8 protein-coding genes are annotated in these 20,098 nt (G+C 65.6%); 2 read left to right on the top strand and 6 right to left on the bottom strand.

What is annotated here, in order from left to right; genetic code table 11:
* Nucleotides 1-55: 55 nt before the first annotated feature.
* The 5 genes from K414_RS0109955 to K414_RS0109935 form a co-directional block, all read right to left on the bottom strand.
* Entirely contained in the window at nt 56-1,129 is a 1,074-nt protein-coding gene (locus tag K414_RS0109955) for an ABC transporter substrate-binding protein (RefSeq protein ID WP_027495815.1), read from the bottom strand.
* Nucleotides 1,130-1,217: 88 nt separating this feature from the next.
* Nucleotides 1,218-8,855: a non-ribosomal peptide synthetase gene (locus tag K414_RS0109950; protein ID WP_027495814.1), complete on the bottom strand. Its 7,638-nt coding sequence runs from the start codon at nt 8,853-8,855 to the stop codon at nt 1,218-1,220.
* A gap of 6 nt (nt 8,856-8,861) precedes the next feature.
* Complete coding sequence (locus K414_RS0109945) at nt 8,862-12,248, bottom strand: non-ribosomal peptide synthetase (protein WP_152530398.1); 3,387 nt, start codon at nt 12,246-12,248, stop codon at nt 8,862-8,864.
* Complete coding sequence (locus K414_RS0109940; protein WP_027495812.1) at nt 12,245-13,900, bottom strand: AMP-binding protein; 1,656 nt, start codon at nt 13,898-13,900, stop codon at nt 12,245-12,247. The genes K414_RS0109945 and K414_RS0109940 overlap by 4 nt, the downstream gene beginning before the upstream one ends.
* A gap of 43 nt (nt 13,901-13,943) precedes the next feature.
* Entirely contained in the window at nt 13,944-17,435 is a 3,492-nt protein-coding gene (locus K414_RS0109935) for a non-ribosomal peptide synthetase (protein WP_027495811.1), read from the bottom strand.
* Nucleotides 17,436-17,551: 116 nt separating this feature from the next.
* Between K414_RS0109935 and K414_RS0109930 the strand changes: the two genes are divergently transcribed.
* Complete coding sequence (locus K414_RS0109930; RefSeq protein WP_027495810.1) at nt 17,552-18,763, top strand: ABC transporter substrate-binding protein; 1,212 nt, start codon at nt 17,552-17,554, stop codon at nt 18,761-18,763.
* On the opposite strand, the gene K414_RS0109925 is transcribed toward K414_RS0109930, so the two are convergent.
* Nucleotides 18,750-19,175: an HIT domain-containing protein gene (locus tag K414_RS0109925; protein ID WP_027495809.1), complete on the bottom strand. Its 426-nt coding sequence runs from the start codon at nt 19,173-19,175 to the stop codon at nt 18,750-18,752. The two genes, K414_RS0109930 and K414_RS0109925, sit on opposite strands and share 14 nt — an antisense overlap.
* Nucleotides 19,176-19,266: 91 nt before the next feature.
* On the opposite strand from K414_RS0109925, the gene K414_RS0109920 reads away from it, so the two are divergent.
* A complete protein-coding gene (locus tag K414_RS0109920) occupies nt 19,267-20,058 on the top strand; it encodes an HAD-IIA family hydrolase (RefSeq protein ID WP_027495808.1) in 792 nt (263 codons plus the stop codon).
* Nucleotides 20,059-20,098: the final 40 nt, after the last annotated feature.

Here is a 20,098-nt window from a genome sequence, read left to right as displayed (position 1 = left end):
TGTCTTCGAAAGTGAATACGCCTGTGCTCGCGTCGAGTGGGCCGCCCGAGTGTTGTCAGCCCTGAACGTTCTCGGCGGCAGTGTTCAGCGCCGAGGCCACGTCGTCGAGGATGTACGGGATCGTCAGCACCGTCAGGCCACCGAACGCGAAGTTCTTGTCGGCACTGAGGGCCTCGGTGGAGGCGGTACGTCCCTGCGAAAGTACGGGCTGCGAGGCCACGGCGGGTTCGGCCAGGAACCCGGCGAGAGATTCCTTGTCGTACGCCACGACGAACAGCACGTCGGACTTCAGCAACGACGCCTGTTCGAGGCTGAGCTCGAAGTACACGGCGTCGGGGTCCTTGGCCGGGTCGGCCTGTTGAATGGTGGGCTCGTTGACGAGACCGAGCTGCTCGAGGAACTCGACTCGTACGTCGTTGTCCTTGCTGACGGCGAAAGTGCCGGGTGCGTTGGGCAGCGCGACGGTGACCGTCTTGCCCTGCAGCGCAGAGTACTTCGTCGCCGCATCGGCAATCGAGCCCTCGACTCCGGAAACCAGGTCGGCGGCCTCCTTCTCCTTGCCCAGCGCCTTGCCCGCGATGGTCAGCTGGTCCTCCCACGACGTGGTCCACTGCTTGTCCGGGTACGCGACGACGGGCGCGATGTCGGAGAGCTTGTCGAACTCCTCCTGGCTCAACCCCGAGTACGGCGCGAAGATCAGATCCGGTGCGGCGGCAGCGAACTGCTCGACCGGAACCGCTCCGGTGCCGTCACCGGAGAGCAGTGTCGGCGCGTCGCCGCCCAGGTCGGCGAGAGCCTTCGCATCCCACGGCAGAACGCCGCGTTCGTCCGCACCGTACTGGGCACCGTCGAAGGTAGGCATCGCAACGGGTACGACTCCGAGGGCGAGAATCGCGTCCTGGTTCGACCATCCCCAGGTCGCGATCCGCTTCGGTGCCTCGGGGATCGTCGCGGATCCGAGTGCCGAGTCGATCGTGACCGGAAATGCGGACTCCTGCGCAGACGTCGTGGAGTCGGCGGCAGGCGTCTCCTCGGTGTCGCTGCTGCATCCGGCGGCGAGGGCGATGGTCAGCCCTCCGGCGAGCGCGATCGACGCGGCGCTCCTCATCCACTTCGTACGAACCTTCATCGTTCCTCGGAACCTCTCGACTCGACCACGCACTGACTGCGTCCACACCCGACCGGGCGAGGCGACTGACAAGGTAGCACTAATGAGGTTACCCTTGCCTCATTAGGCCGTCCTCGGACTCCCTGTCCTCCACAATTCGACACGCGGCCGACAGGGCCTCCCGCCAGAGCCCGGCCAGTTCCTCCACACCGTCGAGCACTCCTGCCGGCCACGTGTACGTCACACCGAGTACCGACGACCCGTCCTGTTCGTGCACGTAGCTGTCGACGACCAACGCATAGCCGCAGGGCGTCTCGGTGCCGGGCGTGGTGTCGAGACTGCTACGCAATCGGCTGGCCCCGAACGGACCGCCTGTCGCGGTGTCGAAACGGCCCAGATAATTGAATTCGATGTCGGCCGTGGGCATGTGCCGCAGCACCGCACCCGCCTCACCGCTGCACCACCGCAGCATGCCGTACGTCGACCCGTCTCCCGGCACCGAATCCCTCGACCTAGCCGCGTCCGTCGCGATCGTACGCAGAACCGATTCTGCGGCAACAGGATCGGACCGGTGCGACATCAGGGCGCGATGGTCGGTCGCGTCAGCGGTCAGGCGGAGCGGGAACACAGCCGTGAGCCATCCGACCACGGAAGAGCCGTCCACCCGATCGGACGCGATTCCCGACCGCCCGTGCCCCTCCACGTCGACGACGAACGACTGCGAACCCGCCGCACCGCTGTCCATCCACTCGACTGTCGCGGCCGCGAACGTTCCCAACAACAGATGTTCGACGGACACCCCGAGCCGCGGGCGGGCTGCGGCGAGAATCCGCGCGCTTTCCTGAGGAGAGAGCGCGAACGTGGTGGTGCGTACGCCTGCACCGGTATCGATCGACGGATCGACCGAACGCACCATCGGAACCCGTTCCGCCCCGTCGCCGACGCGTGTCCAGTACTCCAGATCGGCGAGCACCTCGGCAGAGCCGGCGAGGCGGTGGATCTCGTGCGCCCACTGCCGCATGGAGGGCCCGATCGGGCCGCGATCCGCCGACAACCGCTGCTGCCACGCAGTCGTGATGTCCGGCAGCAGTATTCGCCAGCTGACCCCGTCGACCACGAGGTGATGCAGCGTGATCAGGAGCTCACCCGAGGAGTCGGTGTCACCGTGGTGGCGCAGCCACACCACATCGACCATCCGGCCGATCCGGGGATCGAGCCGACCACGTGCCGCGCGTGACTGGGCGGCAACACGCTCTGCGAGCAGCGATTCGGTGAGCCCGTCCACATACTCGGTACGGACCCACTCGGCCACGTCGGCAGTACCGTCCGGCAACACGGTGAACACGGACTCGGAGCCGGGACGACGCTCGAAACTCGAATGCAGGATGGGGTGCCTGGCCACCACGAGATCGAGAAGCTCGATCAGCGAGTTCTCGGTCAGATCGGCGGGAGCCTCCAGCAACACCGCCTGCGAGATCTCGTCGACGGACCCATCGAGGCTGTCCATCCAGCGGAGGATCGGTGTCAACGGGACTTCTCCGTACGGCGACAGTTCCTCGACGCCGGAGGCCATCGGTTGCGCCGACTCCGCTTGCTGAGCAAGTGCTTCCGGCGTGCGCCGAGCGACGATGTGACGGGGCGAGACCGCCATGCCCACCGTCCGCAGCCGCGCCGACAACTCCATGGCCATGATGCTGTCGCCCCCGAGATCGAAGAAGTCGTCGTCCGCGGAGACCTCCGGCGCATGCAGCACAGCGGCTACTGCGCGGCATATCTCCCGCTCGACGTCGGTGCGCGGCGCGCGCCCGGAACCGAGAGTCAGGACGGGGTCGGGTAACGCGGCCGCATCGAGCTTTCCGTTCGGCAGCACAGGGAACGCATCGAGCACGGTCACCGACGATGGAACCATGTACGACGGAAGGAGTTCGCCCAGACCCGCGCGCACGGCGCTCACGTCGATCGTCCGTCCCGGCGCAGCAACGACGTATCCGGCGAGGGTCGCCTGCCCGGTAGCGATACCCGACGTATGCACCAGCACCCGCGCGTCTGCGACGGCATCGATCTCTCGCAATCGACTTTCGACTTCCCTCACTTCGACGCGATGCCCGCGGATCTTGACCTGGTCGTCCGCGCGACCGGCATACCTCAATGTGCCGGATTCGGTCCACGACACGAGATCCCCGGTCCGATAGAGCCGAGTACCGTCCGCGGCGAAGGGATCGGCAACGAAGCGGTGCGCGGTGCGCCCCGGCGCGTTGCGATACCCGCGCACCACGCCCGGCCCGGCCAAATAGAGCTCGCCGAGCGCCCCGGGAGGCGCGAGCCGAAGACAGGCGTCCAACACGTATGCCTTCAGGTTGGTCACCGGCCTACCGATCACGGGCTCGGGCGACAGATCCGTCGATGTGAACACCGCATCGACGGTGGCCTCGGTGGGTCCGTAGAAGTTGTATGCGACCACAAACTCGTTCGCGCGCAACTCGTTCCACAACTCGACCGATACCGCCTCGCCGCCGACCCCCACTGACGTGAGTGTGTCGATCGATCCCGACCGCATCATCTGTTCGAACAACGACGGTACGACCTCGATGAAATCCACCGACAGCGTTCGCAGTCGCTCGGTGAGTTCTCTCGGATCGAGAACGACCTCCGGATCGATGAGATGCACTGTGTGCCCGCCGAACATCCACAACTGCGGTTGCCAGGATGCGTCGAAGGCCATCGACCAGGCATGCGCCACGTTCAGAGTGTCCGTGCCCGCGCGCGCCGCCGTCGGCAGATGCACGCTCTCGCGATGGGAGTGATAGAGATTCGCCAGTCCTCGGTGCGGTACCGAGACTCCCTTGGGCACACCGGTCGTACCGGAGGTGTAGATGAAGTACGCCGGGTGGTCGGGATGCAATGCGGACCGACGCTCGGAATCGGTAACGGCAATCCTGTCCGTCGACGACGGCGTCAGGGCCTCGACCGCCGATGCCGTCACCGTGATCACCGGCTGCGCATCGTCGAGAATCTGCCGCGCGCGTTCGGTGGGCCAGTTCGGGTCGATCGGGAGGTAAGCGGCCCCGGACTTCATGACCCCGAGGATCGTCGCCATCGTCGTCACGGTTCGTGGGGCCTCGACGGCCACGATATCTTCCGCGCCGACACCGAAACCGAGGAGCCATCGCGCAATTCGATTGGAGACGCGATCGAGCTCGGCGAACGTCAGAGCCGTGGCGGCGTCTGCAACAGCAACGGTGTCCGGTTGCAACGCGACGCGGTCGGCGAACAGGTCCACCATCGTCCCGTCCGGATACCGACGCTGCGAGCCGGCGTACTCGGTGCGGAGAATCCGAGTCGTCGTCTCGTCGACGAGAGACAGTGCGGCGATCGGCGGGTCGCCTTCGTCGGCGAACGCACCCAACACCGAGGTCAGTGCGGACGCCACTGCGCGGGCGCGAGCCACGGGCACCGAGTCACTGCGGTATTCGACCACCAGCCGCATCCGTTCGCCCGGATGGACCGTCAACACGAGCGGGTAGTGCGTCACTGTGTGGAACCCGGCGACCGACACCGAGAAGTTCTCGGCATCGACACCCGAAGTGTCTGCAGCAGCGAAGTTCTCGAACACCACGAGTGTGTCGAACAGCGTTCCCCGTCCGACGGCCTTCTGAATGTCTGCCAGGCCCACGTGATGATGCGGAGCCACGGCGATCGAGAAGTCCCGCAGACCAGCGAGCACGGTCGACAGACGTGCATCGGGTCCGACGTCGACACGGACGGGAACGGTGTTGATGAACAGTCCGACCATGTCTGCGACACGATCGAGGTCGGTGGGACGCCCCGAGACCGTCGAGCCGAACACGACCGACGGAGAATCCGTGAATGCCGAGAGCACCACGGCCCATGCTGCATCGACCAGTTCGCTCAGCGTCGACGATCGACGACGCGCCGACTCGATGAGCCGAGCGGTGTCCTGCGCACTCCACTCGAGGTCGATCTCGTGCGCCTCGGAACGTACCGACGACGATGCCGATGCCGACGCTGCCACCATCGTCGGTGCCACGTCCGCGCCGAGCGCGCGACGCCACGCGTCGACGGACGAGTCGTCGCGGCCCGCGAGCCACCGCAGGTAGTCGTCGAACCGCGCAGGTTCCGGCAGTGCCAGGCCTCGGTAGAGCTTGAACAGCTCGGTACCCACAGTGCCCATGGACCACCCGTCCACGAGAAGATGGTGGACGGTCAGCACCACCCGGTGACGATCGTTCCCGCAGTCCAGCAGCAGAATTCGGACGAGCGAGTCCTGCTCTATGTCGAACGCACGCCTGTCCTGGTCGATCAGGTCACGGGCGGTAGGCGATGTCGGATCGTCGACGACATGACGGCGGAGTACGACTCGACCCGTATCGCGGATCGCGACGGTCGCCCCGGTGCTCAACGTCAGAAAGCGCGAGCGCAGCGCTGGATGACGGTCGAGGAGCGCGTCGAGTGCGCCCTCGAGACGTCGCGGATCCAGCAGCCCGTGCACCTCGAATTCGGTGGCGATGACGTAGATTTCCTCCACTCCGTCGCCCGAGGCTACGGACTGGAATGCCAAGCCCCGCTGCAGCGGAGTGGCCGGGCGAGCTGCCGCTGGATCGATTCCACGAGAGCGCAATTCGGCTACATCGGCATCGGTCAGCAGAGCTACCGAACTGTCGGGCCGGTCGACGATCGCAACGGCCCGGGCGCTTCGGCCCCGCTCCACCAGCCCTGCGACCGTTCGACACTCGAAGACGTCTGCGGTGGTGATCGGAAGTCCGGCGGTGCGCGCGTGATGGACGAGGGTGATGGCGGTGATGCTGTCGCCGCCGAGCGAGAAGAAGTCGTCGTCGACGCCGATGGACTGGGCGCTCTCCGCACGGGTGGTGTTTGCGAACAGCGCCGCGAGCGCTCGCTCGTCCTCGGATGCAGCCGGTCGCGATCGGCTGGGACCACCGTCGGGTATTCCGCGCTCCTGCAGAACTTTTCGATCGGCCTTGCCGTTGGGGGTTCTGGGAATACTGTCGACGGCCACCCAGAATGCGGGCACCAGATAGTCGGGAACCCGGCGACGAAGCGCCTCCCGCACCGACGCGGTGTCGACCGAGTCGGGAGTCACGTAGGCCACCAGCACACCGACGCCGTCACCGTCGGACACAGCGACCACGGCGCACTCGTCGACCGAAGGGTCACTGGCCGTCCAACTTTCGACCTCACCCAGTTCGACGCGATGGCCTCTGATCTTGACCTGACGATCGTCTCGACCCAGAAATACCAGGACGCCGTCGACGAGACGGGCACGGTCCCCGGTGCGGTACATTCGCGCACCATCGCCGCCGGGATCTGCGACGAAGCGAGTCGCGGTCTCGGCCGGTTTCCCGGAGTATCCGCGGGCGAGCTGCACGCCCGACACGTACAGGTCGGCAGGAACGGCGTTCCGAACCGGGCGTAGCCGAGAGTCGAGCAGCCGTAGTGTGGTGTTGTCCACCGAGGTTCCGATGACCGCAGGGTCGCCGTCGACCCGCTGGACGGCGACGTCGCCTGCGACTTCGGAGGATCCGTAGGAATTGTCGATCGTGGCGTCCGGCGTCACCGCTCGGATCACGTCGATCATGTGGTCGGTCAACGGTTCTCCGCTGAGTATCCAACCGGTCACCGAAGCGCAGTCCGACGGCGCCGCAGCGGCCAGCGCGGCAGCCAGAGAACCGATGGCGGTGACCTGTTCGGCACCGGACCGTCCGATGAGCGAGGCCACGGCACCCGAATCGCCGTACTGGTGATCCTGCGCGAGTACCACACGTTGGCCCGCGAGAATGCCGGTGAGCAACTCCGTCGCGCCGTCGATGAACGCCAGCGAACTCTTGGCAACTCGGCTGCCCGGTCTGCCCCACCGCGTCACCGCCCACTGCAGCCGGTTGGCCAACGCGTTCCTGGTGCCGACCACACCCTTGGGCGTTCCGGTCGAACCCGACGTGTACACGAGATAGGCAGCGCACTCACCCGGGACGCTGCGACCGAACGGCGGCGTCCAGTCCTGTTGTCGTACAACGGTATCGACGCGGACCGCAGTCTCCATATCCGTCAGTGCCGCGGGGGTCGCATCGTCGATCAACAGCAGGTCGTGCCCGGAATCGGACAGGATCAGTTCGATCCGCTCACGCGGGTAGCGAATGTCGACGGGTACGAACGCTGCGCCGACGTCGATGGTCGCCAACAGCGCCGCCACCATGTCGAGACCTCTGCTCACCGCAACAGCGACGCGGCTTTCGACACCGATGTGGTGCACACGCAGCAGTGCGGACACCTGTCCGACCCGCGTGGACAACTGCCCGAACGTGATGTGCTCGCCGCCGATCAGCAGTGCCACGTCATCGCGGGACTGCCCGAAACGCGCTGCCAGAGCGGTCTCGATCGGCACCACGGTTCGGTCCGGTCCGACGCTGCGCCCCTGGCCATGTGGGGCGGCCACCAGTCGAGTGACGTCGATGTCCGACACTGTCGTCATCCGATCGAGCATCTCGACGAACGTCTCGGCGTACATGGCGGCCTGCTGCCGGCCGACAGCGGCCTCGTCGTGCAGTACGAACGCCCACAGAGCAGGATCGGGGCCCACGATCAACGCCATCGGGAAGCTCATGTGCGCACCCAGCACCGTGATCTCGTCGACGGTCCCGCTCGTCTCGGGTATCGGTGCGGGATAGTTCTGGTACACGACTATGGTGTCGAACAGCTCTCCGCCGCCGACTGTTCCGGCGATGTCGGACAGCCCGAGGAACCGATACTCGTCCAGGTCGAGGTGGTCTGCCTGCACGCGTGCGAGCATCTCGGTCGCCGTTGCAGCCGAGTTCCACCGCAGGCGGACAGGCACGGTGTTGAGCAGCAAACCCACCATCGCCTCGGCACCATCGAGATCGAACGGCCGCAGCGACGTCGCCATCCCGAAGGCCACATCGTCGGAACCGGTTCTCGCCGACAGCATCGCCGCCCAGGCTGTCTGCACGACGACGTTCGTGGTCACGCCGGTACGACGCGCGTATTCGGACACCCGCTGGGCCAACGCATCGTCGATATCGACGTCCAGGCGCGTGCGCGTGCCCGCGCTGGACCCATTCGTTCGGTCCCCGGCAACGAGGGTCGCGGACTCGAACCCGTCGAGGTAGTCGGCCCACCGCTGACGCGCAGTGACGTTGTCCTGCAACGCTGTCCACGCGAGATAATCGCCGAAGTCGGGTGCAGGCGGCAACCGCGCCCCCTCGCCCGATTCGTAGAGAGCGATCAGCTCCCTGACGAAGATGGCCTCGGACCACCCGTCCATCAGCGCGTGATGGTAGGTGATCAGAACTCGCGGGGCGCGCGCAGAAGTGGAGTAGGAGAAGCGAATGAGCGGCTGCTCGAAGAACGCGAACCCGGCCGAGCGGTCTCGTCGGAGATGATGATCCCACTCGTCGTCGACGGCCGTGACGACCGGCGTCGACGCGCGCGGTACCACCCAGACCAGATCACCGTTACGGCGTTGCCGCAGCAGCGCTCTGATGTTCGGGTAGCGATCCAACAGCAGTTCGAGGGCACGATCGAGCCGGCCGCGATCCACCGCGGCGGACAGGTCGAGCACCGTCTGTGACAGGTACGGATCCTGCGCTCGCTCGGCGAGCGTCGATTGCAGGTACATCCCGACCTGCAGTGCGGTGAGTGGGAGTACGGCGGCGATCTTGGACTGCGACGTGGCCGCGGTGTCGGTCGTCATGTCTGCTCACATACTGCTTTCGAATTCGTCGAGCTCGTCCTGGGACAGTTCCACCGTGGCGGCGGCGTGGACAGCGGGGCGTGCGTCGGCGTCCGGTGTGAGCTCCGCCCCGAACATTCGCACCGTCCGCTTGCGCATCACCTCACGCGGTGCCAGCGGAATCGAGGCCTTTCGCGCCCGCGATGCCACGGCCAGGCAGGTGATGCTGTCGCCGCCGAGCGCGAAGAAGTCGTCGTCGATCCCCACGCGTCCGACACCCAGAACCGCCGCGACGATCTCGCACAACATCGTTTCCACCGGCGTTCGGGCCGGTACGAACGTGCCTCCGCCCACGGCGTCGACGGTCGGAAGAGCCCGCACATCGAGCTTGCCGTTGATCGTCATCGGAATGCGTTCCAGGGCAGCGAACAACGTCGGCACCATGTACTCGGGCAACGTCGCTGCCAGCCGGTCTCGAATGGAACCGAACAGCACGGACGTGTCGGTCGTACCGCCGTCGCGAGGAACGACGTATGCGGCCAGGGCGCGAGTACCACCGATCTGCACTGTACGCACCACCGCGCCCATCACACCCTCGCATGCGGCCACGGCGCGTTCGACCTCTGCGGTCTCCACTCGATAGCCGCGAATCTTCACCTGGTCGTCCGCGCGACCGAGGTAGTCGAACAGACCGTCGGCTCGAATGCGAACCAGATCACCGGTGCGGTACATCCGTGCGCCCGGAGTCAAGGGGTCGGCCACGAATCTCGTTGCCGTGTCGCCGAATCGGTTCACATAGCCGCGCGCAAGACCGACACCGGAGAGGTACAACTCCCCCACCGAACCGATCGGGACCGGCCGTAGCCACTGGTCCAGGACGGACGCACGTGTGCCCAGAATCGGTGATCCGATGGACGGCCCGACGCTGTCCCTTGTTCCGGTACCGAGCGCGTTGATCGTGTACTCGGTAGGCCCGTACAGGTTGTAGCCGATGCCGTCGAGCCGACTCCACAGTGCATCCGGTACCGCCTCACCACCCAGCAAGACCAGGGGAATTCGATGTCCGTCGCGTTCGTCCAACAGTCCGAGATCGAGCAGATGTCCGGCATACGTGGGCGTCACGTTGACCACGTCGATTCTGTTCTGCTCGCAGTAGTGCGCCAATGCCTCACCGTCGCGGCGTAATTCCTCGTCGCAGATGTGTACCTCGTGACCTTCGACGAGCCACAGCAACTCCTCCCACGACATGTCGAAGGAGAACGACACCGTGTGTGCGATCCGCAGGGTGCGGTCTCCTGCCGCGGCGACGGTGGGAGCGAAGATCTCGTTCCGGTGATTGATCTGCATGTTCGTCAGACCGCGATACGGAGTGACGACGCCCTTCGGTGTTCCGGTCGAGCCGGAGGTGTAGATGACGTAGGCGGGGTGCTCGAGTCGGCCGACGGTGCCGGACGCAAAACCGACCGACGCTGTAGCCGCCTCGACTTCCGACGCGTCGATGTCGTACGCCAACTCTGTTGCGACCTCAGGGGAGTCGATGACCATCCGTGTGGCGGTGGTGGCCAATCCCCGACTCTCCGTGTCCACCGTCGACACCAGAACGGCCGGTTGCGCGTCGGCCAACATGACGTCGAGACGCTCTGTCGGATAGTCGAGTTCGAGGGGCAGGTACGCGGCACCGGTACGCAGCACCGCGAACAGGGCCACCACCATCTCCACCGATCTCGGCAGAGCGAGGGCCACGATGCGTTCGGGAGCGGCACCCCGGCGAAGCAGCGCCAGCGCGCAGGCGTTCACCCGCCGGTCGAGGTCGCCGAAGGTCAGCCGCCGGTCTCCGAACACCAACGCGATGTCGTCGGGAACGGCCTCGGCGCGTGCGGCGAGCAATTCGGCGATCGTGTTGTCCTGCAGTCGTTCCGATCGGCCGTCGAACTCGTTCTCGACGACACTCGGCATGTCGCCCGGGGCAGACGGCCAGCGCGATATCGGCAGATCGGGCTGCGCTGCAACGGTATCGAGTGCCGATGCGAACGAGTCGAGCAGCGATCGGGCACGCTCGTCGTCCACAGAATCGGGTAGATACGTCACCGACAGGTTCAGTTCGTCGCCGGGATCCACTGCGATGGACACCGGGAACTCGGACCCATCGACGGTCGAGATGTGTCGCACGCGGCGCTCGTTCCCTGCCGACGTCGATTCTTGTCGTCCCGCAGGCCCGGCAGCGTTACGCAGGACGAGCAGGGTGTCGAACAGAGCCCCCGCACCGATGGCCTGCTGAATTCCACCGAGACCGAGGGTGTCGTGCGGCATCAGGTCGAGACGCTGATCCTGCACGCGCGCAGCCACATCGGTGGCCGAATCGAATCCACCTGCCGTCACCCGGATCGGCACCGTGCTGATGAACGCGCCGATCGCGGTGTCGGAACCGGCCACATCCATGGGCCGACCGGCGACGGCGGTACCGAACACCACATCGGACCGCCCCACCACACGCATCAACACACTCGCCCAGGCCGCTGCGAGAACCGTGAACAGAGTCGAACCGGATCGACGTGCGTGCAGATCCAGCGCGCCGGACACCGCTGCCGTCACTCTGCGTTCGATCCTGCGGGGTGAACCGTCCCCGCGGGTGGCCTCCGCAGCCACCGAGGTCGGGCTGTCGATATCGCCGAAGTACCGCTGCCACGCCTGCTCGGACTCGGCACGGTCGCGAGAAGCCAGCCAACGCAGATACTCACGGTAGCCGTGGTCCGTAGTAACGGGCGTGCCGTTCTCGTCGTGCTGCTCCAGGACTCGAGCCACGAGCAGTGCCGAGGATCCGCCGTCGAAGCACCCGAACCAGTAGGTGGTCAACAGTCGGTCGACCCCTCCGGGAAGGTGCACCAGGGTGACCCGAAACAGTGGCGGCGCAGCGATGTCGAACGAGAGCGCCCGGTCGTCCGCGAGAATCCGGCTCCATCGATCGTCCACCTCGCTCGCCGGGCACGCACGGAGATCCACCACCGTCAACGGTGCCTGCACCGCAGAGAGTACGACCTGGGCCGGCGCGGTGTCGTCCGGCGTCACGAAGGCCGTCCGCATCGCCGCGGTGGTATCGACGACCGATTGCAAAGCTCGCCTGATCCTGTCGTCGTCGAGGACGCGGTCGACCTCGACGACGGTGCGGACGGTGTACAGCTCGGTTGCATCGGCGTCGACACCTACCTGGAAGACGAGCCCGAGCTGCAGTGGTGACAGTGGCCAGACGTCGTCGATCGATCCGAATTGCTCCCTCAACGAATCGAATTCGGTGGACTCGACGTCTGCGAGTGGGCCGCGGCTCGCCTCGGGTGCGGCCTCGTCGCCTCGGGCACGCCGCAACCGCTCCTGCACCAACCTACGTCTGACGTCGTCGAGATCCATGGGTTCCTTCATCGAGTCGGCTGCTGTTGCGTGCACTGTGTGACGAGCAAGGACTTGTCCACTTTGCCGATGGCGGTGACGGGCAGCGATGTTCGTGTCACCACGCGATCGGGCAGTTTGAATCCGGCGCAGCCGGCCGCCGTCAGGAAGGCCCGCACGTCGGCGACGGTCGGACCACTTCCGTTCGGCACCACGACTGCGCAGACACTTTCGCCCACAGCGGCATCGGGCACCCCGATCACCGCGACCCGCGCTACTGCAGGATGGGTGAGCAGCAGGTCTTCGAGCTCGTCGGCCGCGACGTTCTCGCCGTTTCGGGTGATCACGTCCTTGATGCGACCGGTGACGACGAGATGGCCGGACTCGAGCTCGCGCACCTGATCCCCACTGCGATAGAACCCATCAGGGGTGATGGCAGTCGTATTATGTTCTGCCGCAGAATAATAGCCATTGATGGTGTAGGGGCCCCGCGTCAGCAATTCACCGACTTCCCCGGGCGATACATCGTTTCCGTCCGCACCGACGACGCGCACCTCGTCCAGATGGGACAACGGCCTGCCTTGCGTTCCGATCACCAGTTCCGCGCTGTCCTCGGCTCGGGTGTAGTTCAGTAGCCCTTCGGCCATGCCGAACACCTGCTGCAGCCGGCATCCGAGCGCGGGCTCGACCAGCTTGGCGACCTCAGGTGCCAGCTTCGCTCCCCCGACCTGCAGCAACCGCAAGCTGGACAGGTCTGCATCCTCCCATTCCGTTGCCTCGCACCACAGATGAGTCAACGTCGGAACCAGCGCCGTGATCGTCACGCGATACCTCTCGATCAGCGCGAACGCGTGGTCTGGGCTGGCACTGCCGGAGAACACCACCGTTGCCCCTACCCCGAGGGCACCGAGCAGCCCGGGGCATGCGAGCGGAAAGTTGTGTGCGGCAGGGAGAACGGCGAGATACACGTCCTCGGGCCCGAGATCGCAGACCTCCGCACTGGCCCTGGCGTTGTATTCGTAATCGTTGTGCGTACGGGCAATCAGCTTGGGCAATCCCGTCGTGCCACCGGAGACCAGCAGTAAGGCAGGATCGGTCGGCCGGGCGCGCGGAAACTGTCGGGGCACCCCGGCCACCGCGGACAGAGAGGTATGGGACCCGCCGCCGTTCGATTCGGGTCCGGAACTGTCGACGAAGACGTGCCGAACACTCGTCACCGACGCGAGAACCTCATCGGCGAGTTCGCAATAGTCGAAGTCGCCGTCCCGATCGGAGATCACGTACGCCACCGCCGATGCGGTGGCGGCGAGATGGGTGATCTCACGTCGGCGATGTGCAGGCAGCGTCAGCACCGGGATCGCTCCGCATTCGAGCAAAGCGAACAGCACGACCGCAAAGTTCACGGAGTTCGGCAATTGCACGACCACCCGGTCGCCCGGTTCGATGCCGCGATCGGCGAATCCGGCTGCGACGCTCCGCACTCGTCGAAGCAGCTCGTCGTACCTCAGCTCCGTGCGATCGTCGACGACCGCCCTCGAAGGGCCGAACTGCGTCGCCCACGTTGCGAACACCTCCGGAAGGGTTTCACCTCGCCACAACCCGGCGTCGAGGTACCTGCGGGCACGCTCGTCGCCGAACGGTACGAAAGCGTCGACGTCGGCGTCCGGCTCGGCAAGTTCGGTCATGTTCTGCACCATGGATTCTCGTCCTCCGGGAATGCGAAGCGGGTCAGGAATGGTGTTCGAGCGCGGCCGACAGTTCGTCCTCCGACATCGCTTCGACCGACAGGAAGATCTCGGCGGTGGCCTCGAGGAATTCTGCGTCACCTTCTGCGCCGATCATCCGGTCCGCGAGCCCGGCCACGGTGGGTGCCGCGAACATCATGCGCACGGTGACCGACGTGATGTCGAAGGACTCGCGAATGCGGGCGACGATGGTCGTCGCCAGGACGGAATCGCCGCCGAGCGCGAAGAGCGTGTCCGTCACACCGATGCCGTCGACGCCGAGTACCTTCTGCCAGATCAGGGCGAGGGCGCTTTCGAGGTGAGTTCTGGGCGCAATCCGGGCATCGACCCGTTCGCTTTCTCCCGCTGCGCGACACAGCCGGACGACGGCAGCGGAGTCGATCTTGCCGTTGACGGTCAGCGGCAGCGCGGAGACCGTCACGATCTGCTCCGGCACCATGTGCGCTGGGAGACGCTCGGCGGCCCTGGCCCTCACGGCCGCTACCGTCTCACGGGGATCCGCGTCTCGATCGGTCGGCACCACGGCGGCCAGCAGGATCGGAGCTGCGGTGCGGTCGACAACGGCTGCGGCACTGGCCACCTCGTGATCCGCGGTGAGTGCCGCTTCGATCTCTCCGAGTTCGATCCGAAATCCGTTGATCTTGATCTGGTTGTCCACACGGCCCACGAATTCGACCATGGAGCGGGTCTCGACCATCGAGCCGGGGCAGTACCGAACCAGGTCTCCGGTGCGGTACCAGCGGTAGCGGTCGGCCTCGACGAAGCGCTCGTTCGTACGCTCGGGATCGCCCAGATAGCCGTCGGCGAGACCGACGCCCGCGACCCACAACTCACCGGGCACCCAGTCCGGCACCTGGTTCCCACGCGCATCGACCACCCGAAGCGCCATCGACGCGAGCGGCACCCCGAACGGGACCGTGCGCCAGTTCGGATCGACGTCCACGACCTCACAGATGCTGTTGTGGATCGCGGTTTCCGTAGCGCCACCGAGTCCGGCGAACCGACATCCGGGAACCGCCGCCGTCAGCCGCCGGTAAAGGTCGATACTCACCTTGTCGCCGCCGAGCATGACGACCTCGAGCGAACCGCCCACATCGTCACCGGTGGACAGGATCATGTCCAGCAGCGGGGGCACGCAGCTGATCACCGTGACGCGATGCGCACGAATCAGCGCGGCCCAGCGCTGCGGATCCTTGCGCTCGTGTTCCTCGATGAGCACGGCCGTACCGCCGGCCGCGAACACCGAGAACAGGTCGAACGTGCACAGGTCGAAGTCCAACTCGGACAGGCACAATGGACGGTAGCCCTCGTTCAGGTCGAAAAGTTCGACCAGATCCATGATCGTGTTCATCGCGGCTCGATGCGAGACCACAACACCTTTCGGTTCACCCGTGGAGCCGGAGGTGAAGATCATGTACGCGGGCGCGGTGTCGGGGCCGAGGTGCGGGGCGGGCCGAGGCTCACTCAGGATCGCGTGGGACACCGCGAGACCGTCGTCGCCCGACCCGCCGATCGTCACCGTGAACCCCGCTTTTCGGGCGATCAGCGCAGCACGGCTCGACGGTTGGTCGACGCCGATCGGTACGTACACCCCGCCCGCGGCGAGCACACCGAGAACTGCGACCACTTGATCGGGCCCCTTCGGCAGCGTAACCCCCACCGTGTCGCCCACCCCCACGCCGCGATCGGTCAGCGCAGCAGCTACTTTCAGAGCACGATCTCGTAGGTCTCCGTACGTCATCGACTCGTTCTCGCCCCACTCGAGCGCCAGCGCGTCGGGATGCTGCGACGCGCGATCGAAGAAGGCGCGGTGCAGAGTCTCGTTCCCGGCCGACTGCGATGCGTCCGTTCGGGGTACATCGGCTGCCGGAGTTCGCGACATCAGCTGACGCGGTGGAACCAGCTGACCCACAGGCTCCGCCCACACGGAGTCACCGTCGACCACGAGTGCGCGAACCAGCGTCTCGAACGCGTCGAACATCGCGTCGGGAACTCCTGGGAGGAACTCGTTCTCGCGTATGTCCCAGTTGACCAACACGCCACCGTCGAGTTCGGTGATCTGCGCGTCGAGAACCACCTGCGGCCCCTGCGACATGATCCACACCGGATCACCGAAGACCTGCCGCGCGCGAGCGTCGAACAACTCGCCCAAACCGAGCGCGCTCGTGAAGACGACGGGAGCCAGCACCGGCTCTCCTCGACGGCGGCCGAGGTCGCGTAGCACCTCGACTCCGGAATAGTCGGCGTGCGAGGCGTCTTCGTGCAGTCGGGACCGGATCCGACGGGAACGTTCGACGAACGAGAGCGGCTCGCTCAGATCGACTTCCAGCATGACCGACGACGAGAAGTCACCGATGAGATTCTCGACGTCGGGATGCGTCGGAGCGCGATCGAACATGGGCACGTTGAGCAGAAACCGTTGTTCACGAGACCAGGCACCGATCACCTCGGCGAACGCCGTGGCCACTGCCACCGCCGGGGTGACTCCGTGGGCTCTGGCGTGCGTCTGGAGATCGCCGTATGCCGCGGAGTCGAGATGAAATGCCCGACGCAACGCTACCGGAGCGCCCGAATCATGTTCCAGCAACGGAAGAGTCGGCGCACCGGGCAGTGAGTCGACGCGCTCGGACCAGTAGCGTTCGGCCTGAGCACGGGCGCTGCGTCGATCGATCGGGCGATCGGCGAGGTACCGCGAATAGCTGTACTCGATTGCCCGGAGGGGATCGCCGTCGTAGGCCCGCGCCAGGTCTGCAACCAGAATACGGAAACTCACTGCGTCGCCGGCGATCATGTCGATGTCCAGGTGCAGACGCGTGCGACCGTTCGGCAGGAGCGACAGATCGGCCGAGAACATCTCGCCCGCTTCGATATCGAGCATCTGGTGGGTCAGACGGAGCCGCGTTTCTTCGAGGCGGTCGGTCGGGTCGGACTCGGATCGTAGGTCGTGGACCGTCAACCCGCGCCACCCCGAGGTCGGTTCGATGCGCTGCTGTCCGTTGTCCGAAATTCGGGCCCGCAACATCTCGTGCCGTTGTGCGACGGCATCGAGCGCCGCACGGAGTCGATCGGGATCCACTGCCTCGCCGTCGAATTCGGTGTAGAGATGCGGTGCGACCCCGCCGAACCGCTGCTCGGCACTGCGCCCGATCCAGTAGGCGTGCTGCAACAGTGCGAGATCGAACTCCGACGTGTCCGGTTCGACCAGCGTCGATTGTCGCTCCGGGTTTCGGGAACTCGATTCGGCCGAACCACCGATCAGTTCGGACCAGGCAGAAATGTTCGGCTGCGCAGCGAGCTCGGCAAACGTCACCGTCGACCCCTGCTTGCGGAATCTCCCGACCAACCGCATCAGAACGATCGATTCGAGACCGAGCTCGAACAGATCCGCGTCCATCGACACAGCCCCGGGTTCCGCACCGATCAGTTCTGCAACCACCGCCCGCAGTTCGTCCCGTCCGATTCCCCGCTGATCCATCCGGTGAGTCCCCTTCGATCGACTGTGTTGCGTATGCGCGCGACCAGGCGATATCCAGAGCCCGTCCATAAGGAAAGGCTACCCTCGCTTAGTCGACCCTGAGGAGGCTAGCATCTGTGGGCCACCGCGAGGAGGGTGCCCTCGGCCCCTACCTCGACACCAGGAAGAACGGCGCTCCACTCGACATCGGCCATCTCGGCCTCGACGAAAGCAGACACGTGACATCGATTTCGAGCAGATTCGGTTCCGCACCCCGCGCCCTCACCGGAGGCATCGCGGTTCTCGTGCTTCTCGCCGCTGCCGCGTGCAGCAGCGGCACCACCGACAGCGACGACGCCGGCACCCAGGCCGTCGACCTGAACGCGAACCCCGCCGCGTGCAGTGCGAACGACCGCGTCGACTCGGTCGACCGAGCGTCCGGACCGTTCACGTACACCGACGGCCGCGGACGGACCGTGTCCCTCGATGCACAACCGACCAGAATCATCGCCGACGAGGAATCCGCCGCTGCGCTGATGTCGTACGGAATCAAGCCGATCGCCATCTGGTCGACGACGCCGATGGGCACCAGCCCGATTCTGAGTTGCTCCGATCTGACGGGCATCGAATCGGTCGGCGAGACCTGGGGCACCTTCGATTTCGAGAAAGCCGCCAGCCTGGACCCGGATCTCGTCATCGGTGAGTTCAACCCGAGATTCGGCCAGTTCGGCAAGTTGACCACGACGGCCGATTCGTCCAAGGCCGACACGATCGATCGGATCGCTCCCACCCTGGGGGTCACCTTGGACACGACGTCGACCGCGAAGACCATCGAGAACTACGCCGGGTTGGCGTCGTCGCTCGGCGTCGACCTCGACACCCCACAACTGGCAGACATCAAGTCCGACTACGACGCTGCTGTCACCAACTTCAAGAAGGTTGCGTCCGAACGTCAGGACCTCACCGGAGTCGGAGTCTGGCCCCTCGACGTCGCCTACGTACTCGATCCGTCGGCGGATCCCGACTTCAGCGACTACGAAAGCTGGGGCCTGAAGATGTCCACCCCCGACGGCACCGACGACGGTTACTGGAAGAAGGTGTCCTGGGAGAACGTGTCGAGTGTCGATGCCGATGTCGCGTTCGTCTACCACGACGTTGCCAACGCATCCGACGTGAAGCTTGCCGACATCCCGAGCCGTTACCCCGGCTTCGACACCATCTCCGCCGTCGAGAAGCAACAGATGGTGCTGTGGGACTACGGCGCCAACAAGAGCTACAGCCGCTACACCAACACCATCGACGTCTACGCCGATGCACTGTCCAAGGCGCAGAAGGTCACTGCCGAGTAAGCGCGGCCGCGATCTCCGCCGCCAGTCGGTCGAGTTCGGATCGATGCGGCGACGACGGCCGAGCCCGCAGGCCGAATCCGTCGCCGATCATGCGCGGGATGACGTGGAGATGGACGTGGAAGATCTCCTGACCTGCCACCGTGCCGTCGGCGAGGAACAGGTTCACCCCGGCGACACGCGGATTACTCGCTCGCACAGCGGCAGCCACCTTCTGCCCGACGACGAACAGATGCGCACCGATCTCGGGCGGCAACTCGGCCAGCGTCCGATACTGCTGCTTGGGCACCACGAGCACATGCCCGGTGGTGAGAGGCCTGATGTCCATGAACGCGATCGCGGTGTCGTCCTCGTGGACGCGCGACGCCTCGGCGGTCCCGGCAATGATCTCGGAGAAAATCGTGTAGGGGTTCACGGCATCGAGCCTAGGCGTGAGCGCAGACTGCACGAACTACACCGCGACTGCTGAAACTGCGCGACTCACTCGACCCGACTACTGTTTGCCGATGAGCATCGGCGGGGTTCTCTTCGACATCGACGGCGTACTCGTCACGTCGTGGCAGGCGGTACCCGGAGCAGCCGCGACGCTGAAGTACCTGGACAACAACAACATTGCACGCGCGTTCCTGACCAACACGACCTCGAAGACGCGCGAGCAGATAGCGGCGGCATTGCGCGACGTCGGACTCGACGTCCATTCCGACGAGATCGTCACCGCCGCGTCGCTCACCGCGGATCATCTACGCGAGAACTACCCGGATGCTCGGGTGGTCATGATCAACAACGGCGAGATCGCGGCCGATATGCCGGGCATCGAATTCGTCGACGAGTCGTCCGTGGATCCGGATGTCGTGGTCGTCGGCGGTGCCGGCCCGGAGTTCACGCACGAGCGGCTCAGTCGCGTCTACGACTGGCTGTGTCGCGGCATTCCCGTCGTCGCGATGCATCGATCGTTGATGTGGAGTACCGGTGGCGGGTTGCGCATCGACACCGGCATGTACCTCGCCGGGATGGAGCAAGCGTCCGGACACGCCGCGAAAGCCATCGGCAAGCCCGCTCCCCTGGGCTTCCGCACGGCGTCCGAGCGGATGGGCGTCGACCCGGACGACGTCGTCATGGTCGGCGACGACCTCGACAACGACGTCCTCGCCGCTCAGGTCGTCGGCATGACCGGTGTTCTGGTGCGCACCGGAAAGTTCCGTCAGGACGTGCTGGATCGACGCATCACCGACGAATTCGCGATGGAACCCGATCACGTGATCGATTCCGTCGCAGACCTGCCCGACGTCCTGATGTGAGTGGAAACTCGTAGCCCACTACGAGTTCCCACTCACAACA

The sequence above is a fragment of the Rhodococcus sp. JG-3 genome (genome assembly GCF_000482405.1).
Lineage (GTDB): Bacteria > Actinomycetota > Actinomycetes > Mycobacteriales > Mycobacteriaceae > Rhodococcoides > Rhodococcoides fascians.
Note: the sequence above shows the minus strand (reverse complement) of the source record. Positions and strands in the feature narration are given on the sequence as shown.

Coding starts and splice junctions, on each gene's coding strand:
- K414_RS0109955 (WP_027495815.1), bottom strand. CDS start 1,129: ATGAAGGTTCGTACGAAGTGGATGAGGAGCGCCGCGTCGATCGCGCTC.
- K414_RS0109950 (WP_027495814.1), bottom strand. CDS start 8,855: ATGACGACCGACACCGCGGCCACGTCGCAGTCCAAGATCGCCGCCGTA.
- K414_RS0109945 (WP_152530398.1), bottom strand. CDS start 12,248: ATGAAGGAACCCATGGATCTCGACGACGTCAGACGTAGGTTGGTGCAG.
- K414_RS0109940 (WP_027495812.1), bottom strand. CDS start 13,900: ATGACCGAACTTGCCGAGCCGGACGCCGACGTCGACGCTTTCGTACCG.
- K414_RS0109935 (WP_027495811.1), bottom strand. CDS start 17,435: ATGGATCAGCGGGGAATCGGACGGGACGAACTGCGGGCGGTGGTTGCA.
- K414_RS0109920 (WP_027495808.1), top strand. CDS start 19,267: ATGAGCATCGGCGGGGTTCTCTTCGACATCGACGGCGTACTCGTCACG.